This window comes from Flavobacterium sp. FG139, from assembly GCF_057809695.1.
The window spans coordinates 24,370-40,560 of the sequence record NZ_JBMDKL010000003.1; the positions used below are offsets into that span (position 1 = coordinate 24,370).

At 34.4% G+C, this 16,191-nt stretch carries 13 protein-coding genes; 7 read left to right on the top strand and 6 right to left on the bottom strand.

Annotated features, from left to right (window positions below; all coding sequences use genetic code 11):
* Positions 1–16: 16 nt before the first annotated feature.
* Positions 17–178 (bottom strand): hypothetical protein, encoded by a 162-nt coding sequence (locus ACODSI_RS02980; RefSeq protein WP_488915366.1) that lies wholly within the window; start codon positions 176–178, stop codon positions 17–19.
* A gap of 176 nt (positions 179–354) precedes the next feature.
* The gene (locus tag ACODSI_RS02985; RefSeq protein ID WP_488915367.1) at positions 355–1,944 is read right to left on the bottom strand and encodes a peptide chain release factor 3; all 1,590 of its coding nucleotides are present in this window, start codon (positions 1,942–1,944) and stop codon (positions 355–357) included.
* Positions 1,945–2,165: 221 nt separating this feature from the next.
* On the opposite strand from ACODSI_RS02985, the gene ACODSI_RS02990 reads away from it, so the two are divergent.
* From ACODSI_RS02990 to ACODSI_RS03005, 4 genes are all read left to right on the top strand, one after another.
* On the top strand, positions 2,166–4,133 hold the full coding sequence (locus ACODSI_RS02990; protein WP_488915368.1) for a peptidylprolyl isomerase: 1,968 nt from the start codon (positions 2,166–2,168) through the stop codon (positions 4,131–4,133).
* 13 nt (positions 4,134–4,146) lie between these two features.
* Positions 4,147–5,550 (top strand): peptidylprolyl isomerase, encoded by a 1,404-nt coding sequence (locus tag ACODSI_RS02995; protein WP_488915617.1) that lies wholly within the window; start codon positions 4,147–4,149, stop codon positions 5,548–5,550.
* An 80-nt stretch (positions 5,551–5,630) separates the two neighbouring features.
* Positions 5,631–6,584: an AAA family ATPase gene (locus ACODSI_RS03000; RefSeq protein ID WP_488915369.1), complete on the top strand. Its 954-nt coding sequence runs from the start codon at positions 5,631–5,633 to the stop codon at positions 6,582–6,584.
* 463 nt (positions 6,585–7,047) lie between these two features.
* Positions 7,048–9,315: an aconitate hydratase gene (locus tag ACODSI_RS03005; RefSeq protein ID WP_488915618.1), complete on the top strand. Its 2,268-nt coding sequence runs from the start codon at positions 7,048–7,050 to the stop codon at positions 9,313–9,315.
* Positions 9,316–9,390: 75 nt separating this feature from the next.
* On the opposite strand, the gene ACODSI_RS03010 is transcribed toward ACODSI_RS03005, so the two are convergent.
* From ACODSI_RS03010 to ACODSI_RS03025, 4 genes are all read right to left on the bottom strand, one after another.
* Complete coding sequence (locus ACODSI_RS03010; protein WP_488915370.1) at positions 9,391–9,801, bottom strand: hypothetical protein; 411 nt, start codon at positions 9,799–9,801, stop codon at positions 9,391–9,393.
* A gap of 255 nt (positions 9,802–10,056) precedes the next feature.
* Positions 10,057–10,461 (bottom strand): hypothetical protein, encoded by a 405-nt coding sequence (locus tag ACODSI_RS03015; RefSeq protein ID WP_488915371.1) that lies wholly within the window; start codon positions 10,459–10,461, stop codon positions 10,057–10,059.
* 154 nt (positions 10,462–10,615) lie between these two features.
* Positions 10,616–12,064: a glyceraldehyde-3-phosphate dehydrogenase gene (locus ACODSI_RS03020; RefSeq protein ID WP_488915372.1), complete on the bottom strand. Its 1,449-nt coding sequence runs from the start codon at positions 12,062–12,064 to the stop codon at positions 10,616–10,618.
* A 187-nt stretch (positions 12,065–12,251) separates the two neighbouring features.
* Positions 12,252–13,643, bottom strand: a complete 1,392-nt coding sequence (locus ACODSI_RS03025; protein ID WP_488915373.1) for a S1C family serine protease — start codon at positions 13,641–13,643, stop codon at positions 12,252–12,254.
* A gap of 134 nt (positions 13,644–13,777) precedes the next feature.
* Between ACODSI_RS03025 and dapF the strand changes: the two genes are divergently transcribed.
* The 3 genes from dapF to mltG are packed head-to-tail and all read left to right on the top strand — an operon-like array spanning position 13,778 to position 16,160.
* Positions 13,778–14,575 (top strand): diaminopimelate epimerase, encoded by a 798-nt coding sequence (dapF, locus tag ACODSI_RS03030; RefSeq protein ID WP_488915374.1) that lies wholly within the window; start codon positions 13,778–13,780, stop codon positions 14,573–14,575.
* An 8-nt stretch (positions 14,576–14,583) separates the two neighbouring features.
* The gene (locus tag ACODSI_RS03035) at positions 14,584–15,114 is read left to right on the top strand and encodes a GNAT family N-acetyltransferase (RefSeq protein ID WP_488915375.1); all 531 of its coding nucleotides are present in this window, start codon (positions 14,584–14,586) and stop codon (positions 15,112–15,114) included.
* Between the two features lie 11 nt (positions 15,115–15,125).
* The gene (mltG, locus tag ACODSI_RS03040) at positions 15,126–16,160 is read left to right on the top strand and encodes an endolytic transglycosylase MltG (protein ID WP_488915376.1); all 1,035 of its coding nucleotides are present in this window, start codon (positions 15,126–15,128) and stop codon (positions 16,158–16,160) included.
* Positions 16,161–16,191 lie beyond the last annotated feature (31 nt).

The window sequence follows — 16,191 nt, forward strand, 5'->3', positions numbered from 1 at the left end:
ATTATATTTAAAAGAGTTATGCTTTTTTGATGCTATTTTTTATTTTATAAAAGGCAAAAAATAAACCAACAGCTGCTAAGATGATTAACTTGCTATTTATTGGAGCAGGAGCAGGGTCAGTTCCTTCCAAACCTCCGCCACCGTTGTTGTCTTGATCACCGGGTTGTGCGAACATCATAAAGTCCGACATTAAAAAAAATGAAAACAAGGAAAATTTTATAAAATTCTTCATAATAACAATTGTATTTCAGTTTGCAAATATAAAATCATTTTTTGAATAAAAATAATAATTTTACGATATTAAGGAAAAAATAATCTGTTAAAGTCCCTAAAACGTGATAGTTTAATTAAAAATTATTCAAATTCTGATGTAAAAAATAATTTAACACTTGGATACTTACTTTGTGTCATTTGTATAGTGAAATCAGAATCTGCTAAAAATACTAATTGACCGTATTTATCGTGTGCTAAAAATTTTTGTTTGACTCTTTTGAATTCTTTAAACTCCTCACTTTTATTATTATCGGGTTTTACCCAACATGCTTTGTGCACTGGGAAGTTTTCGTAAGTACATTTAGCTCCATATTCATGTTCTAATCGGTATTGAATCACTTCGTATTGTAGCGCACCAACCGTCCCAATTACTTTTCTATTGTTCATTTCTAGGGTAAACAACTGTGCCACTCCTTCATCCATTAACTGATCCACTCCTTTGTCAAGTTGTTTCGCTTTCATAGGATCGGCATTGTTAATGTATCTAAAATGCTCTGGTGAAAAACTTGGAATACCTCTGAAGTTCATGATTTCACCTTCGGTTAAGGTATCGCCAATTTTAAAATTTCCTGTGTCGTGAAGTCCAACAATATCACCAGGATAAGAGATGTCTACTATTTCTTTCTTTTCAGCAAAAAAGGCATTCGGACTTGAGAACTTCAATACTTTGTTTAATCGAACATGAGTATAGGGTTTATTTCGTTCAAAAGTACCCGAAACAATTTTTATAAACGCCAATCGATCTCGGTGTTTTGGATCCATATTGGCATGAATCTTAAATACAAAACCAGATAGTTTTTCTTCTTCGGGATTAACTAATCGGGTATCCGATTCTTTTGGTTTTGGGGATGGCGCTATTTCTATAAAACAATCTAATAATTCTCTAACTCCAAAATTATTCAATGCCGAACCAAAAAATACCGGTTGTAAGTTTCCTTCTAAGTATTGTTCTCTGTCAAATGCTGGATAGACTTCTTGAATCAATTCTAGCTCTTCACGAAGTTTGTCAGCAGGTTTTTGGCCTATCAGTTTTTCTAAATCTGGACTCATTAGGTCGGAAATAGCAATGGTGTCTTCAATGTTTTTTCTGCTGTCACCGCTAAAAAGATTGATGTTCTTCTCCCAAATGTTGTATATCCCTTGGAAATCATAACCCATTCCGATTGGAAAACTCAAAGGCGTTACTTGCAATCCTAGTTTTTGTTCTACTTCATCCATTAAGTCGAAGGCGTCTTTTCCTTCACGGTCTAATTTGTTGATGAAAACAATAATCGGAATTTTTCTCATTCTACACACCGATACTAATTTCTCGGTTTGTTCCTCAACTCCTTTGGCAACGTCAATTACTACAATAACACTGTCAACAGCCGTTAGGGTTCTAAAAGTATCTTCTGCAAAATCTTTGTGTCCGGGAGTATCCAGAATATTGATTTTTTTGTCTTTGTAGATAAAAGCCAAAACCGAGGTTGCCACCGAAATTCCTCTTTGGCGTTCAATTTCCATAAAGTCACTCGTAGCTCCTTTTTTAATCTTATTATTTTTAACGGCTCCAGCTTCTTGAATGGCGCCTCCAAAAAGCAATAATTTTTCTGTTAAAGTGGTTTTACCAGCATCGGGATGCGATATAATTCCGAACGTTCTTCGACGTAATATTTCTTGTAAAAAGCTCATAATTTTTGTAATGGTCTGCAAAAATAGTATTTATTAAATAAATAACCACTGTTAGTTTGCTTTTGAGTTTGGTTCAATTCGATTTGTGTTAATAAATTTTTGTTAATAGTATAAGTGATGCTTGTTTAATATCATCGATTTGTTACTTTTGTTGATTGTTACTCACAATATATATAGTTGTGATAGCTATTAAATTTGATCTAACTTATTAAGAAATAAATATGAAGTTGAAACATTTGTTTTTAGGATTGTTGCTGTGTGTTGCTCATGCCGTTATTGCACAAAGTAGTACCAAAGAAATTTTATTTACAATAGATGGTAAACCGTATTATACTGACGAATTTATTAGAGTATATAATAAAAATTTAGACTTAGTAAAAGACGAATCTCAAAAAGATTTGAATCAATATCTAGAGTTGTTTGTGGGGTATAAGTTAAAAGTAAATAAAGCCAACAAACTAGGACTTCAGAATGGATCGCAATACCAAAGTGAGCTTAAAACGTATAGAACACAATTAGCAAAAAATTACACCACTGATTCTAAGGTTACTAAAGAACTTGTAGATGAAGGGTATAAACGACTTTTAAAAGAAGTTAATGCTTCTCATATACTTATTTTGTTGGATGAAAATGCTGCGCCTGCTGATACTTTAGCAGCTTACAAGAAAACAATTGCAATTCGTGATAGAATTGTAAAAGGTGAAGATTTTGGTAAAGTAGCTCAAGAAGTTTCTCAAGATCCATCAGCTAAAGAAAATAAAGGTAATTTAGGGTATTTTACCAGTTTTAGAATGGTATATGCTTTCGAAAATGGTACGTTTAATACTCCAGTTGGAAGTATATCGATGCCAGTTAGAACACGTTTCGGATACCATTTAATTAAGGTTAATGACATAAGAGATAATAGGGGCGATGTTTCTGTAGCGCACATTATGTTGTTAAAACAAAAAAATGATATGGATGTTTCCGATGTGGCTAAAGCGACTATTGAAGATGTTTACAAAAAATTACAACAAGGCGAAAAGTTTGAAGAATTAGCCAAACAATTTTCAGAAGATAAATCATCAGCCACCAAAGGAGGCGTTTTAAATCGTTTTGGATCGGGGCAATTAAGTTCTGAGGAATTTGAAAACCAAGCTTTTTCATTAACCAAAGAGAACCCAATATCTAAACCATTTGAAACTCAATTTGGATGGCATATCGTTAGGTTAATTGATAAATTTCCAATAAAATCGTATGATGAGAGTAGAGTAGAGTTGGAAAATAAAATCAGTAAAGATGATCGTTCTCGATTAATTACCAATTCATTAACCGAGAAATTAAGAAAAAAATATCCTGTTAAAAGAGATGCTAAACTGTATAGTGCCATAGCTAAATTGGTGACGGATAGTTTTTATGAAGGGAAATGGGAAGCGCCAACAGATACCAAAAAATATGCAGGGACCTTATTTAACATAGGAACTAAAGCTATAACAGGAGATGCTTTCTTGAGTTATATTGTTACCCAACAAAAATCGGGTATCGCTATCAAACCACTTGATAAATTGACTGAGAAGTTGTTTGAAAATTTTGCTGATGAGCAACGCAACCAATATAATAATGATAACTTAGAAAATGAGTTTCCCGAGTTTTCAGCGGTTATGGATGAATACCGTGACGGATTGCTTTTGTTTGACTTAATGGATAAAGAAATTTGGCAACGTTCTAAAACCGATACTATTGGTTTGAACGCATTTTATGAGAGTCACAAAAATAACTATCAGTGGAAAACTAGAGTGGCTACTGAAGTATATTCGTCAACCAAGTTGGATGTGATGAAGAAAGTATTGGCAATGGTGAAAAAAAATCAAGAGGCAAAAGTTATAAAAGATAAATTCAATACTAAAGAAACACTTAATGTTATGGTGTATGAAGGTATCTATGAAGAAGGTGCAGAAGCGCTTCCAAAAGATACCAAAATGGAAGTTGGCGTTTCAGAAATCACTAATAAAGGCGACTATTATTTTGTTACTAAAGTCACAAAAGTAATTCCTGCCGGAGTTAAAAATATTGATGAATGTAAAGGTAAATTAGTAAATGATTACCAACAATATTTAGAACAAAACTGGGTAGATGAACTTAAAAAAGAGTTTACGGTCAACTTAAATAAAGACGTTTTCGAAAAAGTAAAAAATCAAATTAAAAAATAACAATCGAATAATGATGAATGTATTGAACAATAAACGTGTATTGAGTATTTTCCTTTTTTTAATTGGGTTTTACGGTTTTTCACAAGAGATTATAAAAGATAAAGAGCCCGAGAAAAAAGCTGTTCAGCAATCAAAAAGACAACGTGTTGATGGGATTATTGCCACGGTTGGAGATTATATTGTTCTTGATTCTGATATCGATAAAGCCTTTCTAGAAATTGAAAGTTCTGGTTCGTCAACCAAAGACATCACTAGATGCCAAATGTTGGGTAAGATTTTAGAAGATAAATTGTATGCGCACCAAGCCATTCAAGATTCTATCGTGGTAAAAGACGAAGAAGTTAAGGAAAAAATGAATCAACAAATTGACTATATGGTTGAGCAATTGAAATCAATGGATGCTGTAGTGAAGTATTTCAAGAAAAATAATGAAGACGAATTTAAAACTGAACTTTTTGAAATCTTGAAGCAACAAAAATTGGCTTCAGAAATGCAAAAGAAAATCATTGATCCAATTGAGATTACACCTGAAGAAACCAGAAATTTCTTTAAAAAAATACCAGAATCAGAACGTCCATTGTTAGGAGCCGAATTGGAAATTGCTCAAATTGTTGTAACACCAAAAGTTTCTGCTGCGGAAAAACAAGCAGTTATTGATCGTTTGAAAGAAATTAAAAAACAAGTTCAAGAAGGCGCTAGTTTTACTACTAAAGCCGTTTTGTATACAGAAGATCCTGGGTCTAGGTCAAGTGGTGGTTTTTATAAAATAAATAAAAAAACACCTTTTGTAAAAGAATTTAAAGATGTGGCGTATTCGCTTCAAGAAGGTGAAATCTCAGAACCTTTTGAAACTGAATTCGGATTTCATATCATTTATTTGGAAAAAATTAAAGGGCAAGATTTAGAATTGCGTCACATATTAATGACGCCAAAAGTAACTCCAGATGCCCTTAAAGAAGCTAAAGATAAAATTGAATTGATTAAAAAACGTATTCAAGATAAGGAAATTACTTTTGCTGAAGCAGCAAGAACCATGTCGGACGAAAAAGAGACACGTGCTAATGGTGGGACTTTAATTAATCCTAAAACTCAAGATACTCATTTTGAATTGACTAAAATGGATCCTGAATTGTACGGTCAAGTTTCTAATATGAAAAGTGGTACGATATCTAATGTGATTTTAGACGAAGATCCAAAAGCAGGAAAACGTTATAAAATTATAATGGTTACCAACAAAATTGAAGATCATATCGCCGATTTTAGTAAAGATTATACCAAAATTAAAGAATTGGCTCTTAAAGAAAAACAGATTGAAGCCATTGCAAAATGGTCAGAAAAGAAGATAAAAGAGACGTATATCAAAATTAATGGGGAGTATAAAGATTGTACCTTTACTAATAATTGGTTGAAAAAATAGTTTTGTAATTACGAAAATATTTAAACAAACCTTTTGTTACATCATAACAATCTATTAATCTAACAATCTAGCGAACCAAAATGTCAGACGTAACAGCTATTCAAAACCTTGTTCAAAAAAGAACCGAATTAAAGAAAGAAATCTCTAAAATAATTATTGGTCAAGATGATGTCGTAGATCAAATTTTACTTAGCATTTTTTCTGGTGGGCATGCCTTATTGGTAGGTGTTCCAGGATTGGCAAAAACGTTAATGGTAAATACGATTGCACAAGCTTTAGGGTTGGATTTTAAACGCATTCAGTTTACACCCGATTTGATGCCGTCTGATATTTTAGGAAGTGAAATTTTAGATGAAAGTCGTCATTTCAAATTTATAAAAGGACCTATATTTTCCAATATTATTCTCGCCGATGAGATTAACAGAACACCGCCAAAAACGCAAGCCGCTTTGCTAGAAGCCATGCAAGAACGCGCGGTAACTATTGCTGGGCAAAATTACAAACTCGATTTGCCTTATTTTGTTTTAGCAACTCAAAATCCAATTGAACAAGAAGGAACGTATCCATTACCTGAAGCACAATTGGACCGTTTTATGTTTGCGATAAAACTAGATTATCCCACTTTTGCTGAAGAAGTTGAAGTTGTAAAAAGCACTACATCCGACGCAAAACCAACTATAAACGCTTTGTTTTCAGGACAAGAAATTATCGATTTTCAACATTTAATTCGCCGTATACCTGTTGCTGATAATGTGATTGAATACGCCGTGACTTTGGTTGGAAAAACGCGTCCTAAAAGTGCGTTGTCTACTGATTATGTTAATAATTATTTAGATTGGGGTGCTGGGCCTAGAGCTTCGCAAAACTTAATTTTGGCAGCTAAAGCCAATGCCGCTTTTAACGGCAAATTTTCACCCGACATTGAAGATGTAAAAGCAGTGGCTACTGGAATTTTACGTCACAGAATCATAAAAAATTACAAAGCCGACGCTGAAGGTATTACCGAAGAAATGATTATTGATAAGTTGTTGTAACAACCGATATGTTTTTTTTAAGTGGTTTTACAAATTCTGCAATTCTAGTACTAATAGGAATCATCTTGTTGGTAGTTAGTGTATTGTCTGCTATTCTTATTGGTATTTTACATCTTTTAAAACAAGTTACTTTTTATAATTCTTGGTTTAAAAAAGTGTTGCTTATTCTAGCCTGTATCTTGCTGACCTATCTTTTGTTGTATTGTCACTATGCCATCACAGGAAAAGGCCTATTGTAATCCGTTAGATTGTGTCTTTTTTAAACAAGGAATACCACTAATTCCATTAAATATTAACTAATATTTACTATTTCTTCTTAAAAATACGATTTTAATAAAAATCATGTAGTGAAATTCTTGTTTTCGCAAATTATTTCTTTCAATAAAGATATTTGATTAAAAATTTTTTAATGGAACATCGATTTCGTAAATTTGCAATGCAAACAAAAAAACCTATTTTTATTATGGCTTTCGATATTGAAATGATTAAAAAAGTGTACGGAACTATGGCAGAACGTGTAGACAAAGCACGTGAGTTTGTTGGTCGACCTTTAACACTTTCAGAAAAGATTTTATATTCACATTTATGGGAAGGAATGCCTTCTCAAGCTTTTTCAAGAGGAAAAGATTATGTTGATTTTGCTCCAGATAGGGTAGCATGTCAAGATGCAACAGCTCAAATGGCATTATTACAGTTCATGCATGCAGGAAAGAAAACCGTAGCGGTTCCAACTACCGTTCACTGTGATCACTTAATTCAAGCAAAAGTGGGTGCTACTACCGATTTAGCTGTAGCGAACTCGCAATCAAAAGAAGTTTTCGATTTCCTTTCATCTGTGTCTAACAAATACGGAATTGGATTTTGGAAACCAGGATCAGGAATTATCCACCAAATTGTTTTAGAAAATTATGCATTCCCAGGTGGAATGATGATTGGTACCGATTCACATACTGTAAATGCAGGTGGATTAGGGATGCTAGCTATTGGTGTAGGTGGAGCTGATGCTGTTGATGTAATGTCGGGTATGTCTTGGGAGTTGAAATTTCCAAAACTTATCGGTGTGAAATTGACCGGAAAATTAAACGGTTGGACCGCTCCAAAAGACGTTATTCTAAAAGTAGCTGATATTCTTACTGTAAAAGGCGGAACTGGTGCTATTGTAGAATATTTTGGCGAAGGTGCTACTAATATGTCGTGTACTGGTAAAGGAACGATTTGTAATATGGGTGCCGAAATTGGTGCTACTACTTCAACTTTTGGATATGATGATTCAATGAGACGCTATTTGACTTCAACAGGTCGTCAAGACGTAGTGGATGCTGCCGATAAAGTTGCCGATTATTTAACAGGTGATGCTGCAGTGTATGCTGATCCAGAAAAATATTTTGATCAAGTTATCGAAATTAATCTATCAGAATTAGAGCCATATATTAACGGACCTTTTACTCCAGATAGAGGAACACCTGTTTCTAAAATGAAAGAAGAAGCGGCTAAAAATGGTTGGCCATTGAAAGTGGAATGGGGATTAATCGGTTCATGTACCAACTCATCTTACGAAGATATGGCACGTGCTGCATCTATTGTAGAACAAGCGGTTGCTCACGGAATTTCTCCAAAAGCTGAATTCGGAATCAATCCAGGTTCTGAACAAATTAGATATACCATCGAAAGAGATGGAATCATTGCTACGTTTGAAAAAATGGGAACTAAAGTATTTACCAATGCTTGTGGACCATGTATTGGGCAGTGGGATAGAGCAGGAGCAGACAAAGGTGAGAAAAACACTATTGTGCACTCGTTCAACAGAAATTTTTCTAAACGTGCTGACGGAAATCCAAATACCCATGCTTTTGTAACATCGCCAGAAATGGTTGCTGCTTTGGCTATTTCAGGAGATTTATCGTTCAACCCAATTACAGATACATTATTAAACGATAATGGTGAAGCAGTTAAATTACTTCCTCCAAATGGTGATGAATTACCAAAAAGAGGTTTTGCAGTTGACGATAATGGTTTTCAAGCTCCAGCAGCTGATGGAAGTGGTGTTCAAATATTAGTAAGTGAAACTTCGGATAGATTGCAATTGCTAGCTCCATTTGATGCTTGGGATGGTAACAATATTACAGACGCTAAATTGTTGATTAAAGCTTTTGGAAAATGTACTACCGATCACATTTCAATGGCAGGTCCATGGTTGCGTTTCCGTGGTCATTTGGATAATATCTCTAATAATATGTTGATTGGTGCTGTAAATGCCTACAATCAAGAAGCTAATAAAGTTAAAAATCAATTAACTGGAGAGTATGCTGCTGTTCCTGCTGTTGCAAGAGCCTATAAAGCGGCTGGAGTTCCAAGTATTGTAGTTGGGGATCAAAATTATGGTGAAGGTTCTTCACGTGAACATGCTGCTATGGAACCACGTTTCTTAGGAGTGAAAGCGGTTTTAGTAAAATCATTTGCTCGTATCCACGAAACAAACTTGAAAAAACAAGGAATGTTAGCTTTGACTTTTGCTAACGAAGCCGATTATGATAAAATTCAAGAAAACGATACTTTCAACTTTGTTGACTTGACGAGTTTTGCTCCAGGAAAACCATTAACTATTGAAATCACTCATGCAGATGGTTCTGTAGAAAATATTTTGGCAAATCATACTTATAATGATAGTCAAATTGGATGGTTTAAAGCAGGTTCGGCATTGAACTTAATTGCTGCCGCAGGTAATGCCTAATTGGTTAGTAATATATTTTTGCAAAGTAAAACGCTCCATGAAAATGGAGCGTTTTTTATTTATCTATATTTGGTTCTATTCATCACTATCTGCTATAGCACTTGTCACAGGCACATCAGGATTGTGGTAGACTTCGGTAATTCCATTATCCCACTCGACAGATTCATAGTAGAATTCGACAGAAGTTAAATGATCTTTAGTTTTAATATAACAGGTTCCTTTAACAATAGCATTTTTAGTCAAAAGTGTAATTTTATCGCCATCGTTAGGGGTTTTATCTCTAAAATAGATATACATTTTTTCAGCTACTTCTTCAATTATGGTAGGTCTCGAGTTAAATGTGCTAACTACAACCATTTTGCCAGTACTACTCTTCACAATATATTCCATACCATTTTTTCCATACTGGTAAGGTTCCACTTTTTGGATACTTTGCGAATAGGAAAAATAGGAGCTTATTAGCAAAATGAAAATCATTTTTCTCATAGTCGTAGGTTAAGATTTATAGATAGATTTGGGGAAAATATCTAAATGTTAAATTACTTTATACTGCTTTTGTTTGGGATTATAAAACTAGCACTTGTCTGTTTAAACAACAAATAAAATCGATGTAATGCATTAAAAAGTTTTATAGTTATGTATAATTCTTACATTTAACAATGCTGATAAATGTAATAGTGATAGAAATAAAAAAAAGCGCTAAGAAAACCTTAGCGCTTTTGTGAAGTTGGTCGTTTAATACTAACCAATATTTTTTTTGTATAGTTCCGTAAGTCCCGAATTCCATTCTACCTTTTCATAGTAGAATTCCACGGCTATTAGTTTACCTTTTTTGGTTACCACAAATCTTCCAGTCACTTTAGCATCGTTGCCATGAATGGTAATGGTATCCCCATCTTGATAAGAATTGTCTTTATTTTGATTGTAATAATTGTAGATTTTCTCAGCAATTTCTGATTTGATGTTCAATTTAGAGTTGAACGTACTCACGATAACTGTTTCTTTTTTGGAAGTAACGATGTACTCCATTCCGTTATACCCATTTTTGTAGGTAGTCACTTTGTTATTTACAGTAGCTGAACTCGTAATCTGCGCGCTAGCAAATTGGAATGCTATTAGAAGCATTAGCGTTATTATTTTTTTCATTTAGTAGATCGGGATTACTATTGATGGCGCTAAAATATAATTTTTTTTAAAAGAATTTACATTTTTGTAACTTATTAATCAAATCTTAACTAAAAAAGTCCGTTTTGCTCAGTATAAATGAGCAAAACGGACTTAAAATTCGAATTAATTTCTATTAATAATACGTATAACGTCTCACTTTAGCGATGTATTTAGCCAATCGAATTACCTGATGACTGTAACCGTATTCGTTATCGTACCATACATACAACACTATATTTTTTCCGTCAGCAGAAACGATAGTGGCATTACTGTCGAATATCGATGGTGCTGAAGTACCTACTATGTCTGAAGAAACCAATTCGTTGTTAAGTGAATACTTAATTTGTTCTACCAATTCTCCTTCCAAAGCATAATGTCTCATGATGTTGTTTACATCATTAATTGAAGTTTCTTTACCGACTTCTAAATTCAAAACCACTAAAGAACCATTTGGCACTGGAACCCGAATAGCATTGGAAGTTAATTTACCTGCTAAACTAGGTAATGCTTTGGCAACGGCACTTCCTGCACCTGTTTCGGTGATAACCATATTCAAGGCAGCTGCTCTACCACGACGGTATTTTTTGTGCATATTGTCTACCAAATTTTGATCGTTAGTATACGCGTGAATAGTTTCTAAATGGCCTTTTACCACACCCAAGGTGTCTTCAATAGCTTTTAAAACTGGGGTAATAGCATTGGTAGTGCAAGAGGCTGCCGAAAAAATGTTTACGTCATCTGGATTGTATTCGTTGTGATTTACTCCGTATACAATATTTGGAACTCCTTTGCCAGGTGCCGTTAATAACACTTTATCCACTCCGTTAGAGGTTAAATGACGTTTTAATGCTTCCTCTGTAGTAAAAGCACCAGTATTGTCAATAACTAAGGCTTCTTCGATACCGTATTTAGTGTAATCAATTTCTTCAGGGGAATTGGCTGTAATGATATGAACGGTAGTTCCGTTAATTATTAAAGCATTGTTTTCAGGGTCGGCAGTAACAGAACCCTCAAAGTCGCCGTGAACCGAATCATAGCGCAATAATGAAGCTCTTTTTTCTAACGATTGGGCATCGTTTCTGTCGCGAGTAACAATAGCACGCAATCGGAGTTGTTGCCCTTTTCCAATTTTACTCATCATTTCACGGGCTAAAAGTCTACCAATTCTGCCAAAACCATAAAGTACCACGTCTTTTGGCATAATTTCTTGAGAGTTTTTGGCGCCTCTTAATTTGTCAATTACAAATGCTTTAGCATCGTGGTATTTGTTGTCTTCTAAATGGTATTCGTAGGTTAATTTACCAATATCCAATCGCGATGGCGGTAAATCTAAATTCATAATGGCATTGGCAATTTCTACGGTATCAAAAACATTGATAGGCTTTTGTACAAATTCGCCAGCGTATTCATGTAAGTTAATAATGTCGCTTACATTTCGATCGATTAATTGATTTCTAAAGAAAATAAGTTCGATGGATTTGTCGTACCATAAATCACTGATAATTTTGATAAATTCGACAGCTGCTTTTCTGCGGTCTGCTTGAAAAGAAAGTTCTTTTTCGTATAATGCGTTGTTGTTCATTGGAAAAGAATAAGTTTGTTTTGTGTTGTTTGTGTCGCTTCTAAAAGTTGTAATTTTTAAAAGTATTTTTTAATTCGGTGCAAAAGTAATCAACTATAACGTTTTCGTAAAATAATTTCGAATTTTTTTTACAAAAAAAACCATCTTACTCGTGTAAGATGGTTCTCTAACCTTATTATAAAATTATTTAGATGATGATTCGGATGATTTGCCCCATTTTGTTAATCATTTCAATATTAACACTTTGATTTTCGTCTTTATCGTTCGCTAATTTTGAAACCGATTCAACATCGGTTGCTTTAACACCATCTATGGTTAATATGATGTTTCCGCTCAACTGGTTTTCATAGGGTTTTAATCGATCGTTATTGACTTCTTTAATTTTTACCCCATAATCAATTTTGAACTTTTTCTTGTCAGTAGCATCAATGTTTTCCAATTCTAAACCTTTGAAGTCTGTATTTATAAGATCGTTTTTTACCAAAGTAACTGGAATTACTTGGTTTCTACCATCACGAATTACGGTCACTTGAATTTTGTCATTCGGTCGTTTCGTGCTGATATACCCATTTAATTCAGGAAAAGTGGCAATAGCTTGATTGTCTAATTTTACAATAACATCGCCTTTTCTCAAACCTGCTTTTTCGGCACCCGAATTTTTAATCACTTTAGAAATATAATACCCTTGGGTTTCTTTAATGCCTAATTCTTTAGAAGTGGGTCCGTTTAATTCGCTTCCTACTACACCCAAAACGCCGCGTTGTACATTTCCAAATTCCATGATATCTTCAATAATTTTACGAGTAATATTGGATGGAATTGCAAACGAATAACCCGTATAACTTCCCGTTGGAGAGGAAATCATCGTATTAATTCCAATTAATTCACCACGAGTGTTTACTAAGGCACCACCCGAATTCCCTGGATTTACTGCCGCATCAGTTTGAATAAAGGATTGGATGCCGTTTGTATCTAAATTTCTAGCTTTAGCCGATACAATTCCAGCGGTTACCGTTGACGTTAAATTGTAAGGATTTCCAACGGCCAAAACCCATTCGCCTACTTTAACTTGATCGGAATCGGCAAAGGTAGTATACGGTAACTTCTCATCAGCTTCGATTTTAAGTAAGGCAATGTCCATTTTGGAGTCGGTTCCAATGAGTTTGGCTTTATACACTTTTTTGTTGTTTAAGGTCACTTCCAAATCTGAAGCATCTTTAATAACGTGATTATTAGTAACAATATAGCCGTCTTCAGAAATGATAACCCCAGAACCCGTTCCAATTTGTTCTTGTTGTTGTCCACCGCCACGAGAACCATAGAAAAATTCCATAATCGGATTGTAAACGGTTCTTACCGAAACATTTTTTACGTGAACTACAGTATGTACCGATTTGTCGGCAGCAGTAGTAAAATCAATATTCTCGGCACCCATACCCACAGTTTTCCCATAATAGGAAGGAGCTTCTGTTACGATGGAATTTCCTCCATTGCTTTTTTCAATAAATAATTTGTAAGCACCAAGTGTCACTGCCCCACTGAACAAAGACACCAAAAATAAACTAGATAATCGTTTCATAATTTGTATACTATTTAAATCATTTAACCTCAAAATTATAAATTTATTATTTTTTGTAAAATGGTTTAACGCTCGTTTAACACACTTTAACTTCTCATTAATATTTGTAACTTTGTACTTATATAGGTACTACAATGCAAATCAAATTTTATAAATATCAAGGAACAGGAAATGATTTTGTGATGATTGATAATCGACACGGATTTTTTCCAAAAAATAATGTTCAACTTATTGAAAAGTTGTGCGACCGCCGATTCGGAATTGGAGCGGATGGATTGATTTTGTTGGAAAATGATGCTGAAACCGATTTTAGAATGGTGTATTACAATTCGGATGGAAATGAAAGTTCAATGTGTGGTAATGGTGGTCGATGTTTGGTGGCTTTCGCCAAAAGTTTACACGTTATTGCCGATTCAGCCACGTTTATAGCTACCGATGGTTTGCATCATGCTACGGTTCTGGAAAACGGAATTGTTTCTTTGCAAATGAAAGATGTTGATGCTGTTCAAATAGAAGAAGAATATGTTTTTTTAAATACGGGTTCACCGCATCATGTGACTTTGGTTAATGACATCGATAATTATGATGTTAAAAATCAAGGTGCTGCGATTCGATATTCTGATTTGTATGGAAATGCAGGCAGCAATGTGAATTTTGTAAGTCAATTATCAGAAAATCATTTTCGCTTGCGAACCTATGAACGCGGTGTAGAAGACGAAACACTTTCGTGTGGAACTGGTGCCACGGCAACGGCAATTGCCATGAATGCCATTGGAAAAACAAAGGCTACGAGTATTGATTTAGACGTTGAAGGTGGCGCTTTGAAAGTTTCTTTTGAGAAGGCTTTTAACGGTTATAAAAATGTTTTTTTAGAAGGGCCAGCCACATTTGTATTTGAAGGAGTGATTGAAGTAGCGCTATTAACTTCGTAATTGAAAAGATGACTTTAAAAGGAAAAAATATTTATTTGCGTGCCTTGGAACCCGAAGATTTAGAGTTTGTCTATGCTATAGAAAATGACGAAGCAATTTGGGAAGTGAGCAATACGCAAACGCCTTACAGTAAATTTCTGATTCGGCAGTATTTAGAAAATGCGCACCAAGATATTTATGAGGCCAAACAATTGCGACTGGCTATTTGTAAAAATGATTCAGATACCGCCATTGGATTGATTGATTTGTTTGACTTTGATCCAAGAAACAAGCGGGCAGGCATCGGAATTGTGATTCAAAATCAACAGGAACGAAACCAAGGATTTGGCAAGGAAGCCTTGCAGTTGTTGATTGATTTTTCATTTAATCAATTGCAAGTACACCAACTTTTTGCAAATATAGGTGTGGATAATGAGTCTAGTTTAAACCTTTTTGCTACTTTTGGATTCCAGAGAATTGGCATCAAAAAAGATTGGAATTATAGTAATAATTCTTTTCAAGATGAGGCTGTCTTTCAGTTATTAAACCCTAAGCATTAAATTATTTTATTTTGAATAAGAAATTAAAAACACTTCTTTTAGTAGGCGCTGGACTATTTTTGGTAGCCTCAATTATTGTATATGTAAAGTTTTTTACCAGCAATACCAAGTTTTCTAAAACAGAATTGTATGTTGAAATTCCGACAGGCTCCAACTATGAAGATGTTCAAAAAATAGTGTCGCCTTTTGTAGAAAATTTAAGCGGATTTGATTTGATGGCAAGCCTACGTTCGTATAATAAAAACGTAAAGCCAGGTCGTTTTTTGTTAAAAAAAGGCATGGGAAATTTTGCCCTAATAGCTTCGTTACGACGCAACGTACCAGTTAAAATTGCCTTCAACAATCAAGAACGATTGGAGAATGTAGCACAACGCATTGGTGCAGAAATAGAACCGGATTCATTGCAGTTGATTACGGCTTTTAGAGACAGTGTTTTTTTGAAGAAAAACGGATTGACCAAAGAAAATGTGTTGTCTATTTTTATTCCGAACTCCTATGAGTTTTATTGGAATACTTCGGCCGAGAAATTCCGAGATAAAATGTTGGAAGAATATAAAAAATTCTGGAACAAAGACCGTTTGGCAAAAGCAGAAAAGCTAGGAATGACGCCAGAGCAAGTGATCACATTAGCTTCTATTGTGCATAAAGAAACGGTTAAATCGGATGAGCGCCCAAGAGTTGCTGGTGCCTATTTAAACCGATTGAAACAAGGAATGCCGTTGCAAGGTGATCCAACGGTGATTTATGCTCTTAAATTAAGAGATAACGATTTTAATCAAGTGATTAAGCGTGTTTTGTATGGCGATTTAACTATAAATTCACCTTACAATACCTATGTAAATTTAGGATTACCTCCAGGTCCGATAGCACAACCCGATATTAGTGCCATTGATGCCGTTTTGAATCCAGAGAGGCATGATTATTTATATTTCTGTGCCAGTGTAGACCGATTTGGATATCATGAATTTGCAGCTACTTATGCGCAACACCAAGTGAACGCTAAGAAATATGCTGATTGGTTGAATGGTACTGGAACGAAAAGATAAACATTGAGAAAATCAAACGTAATACTGATTT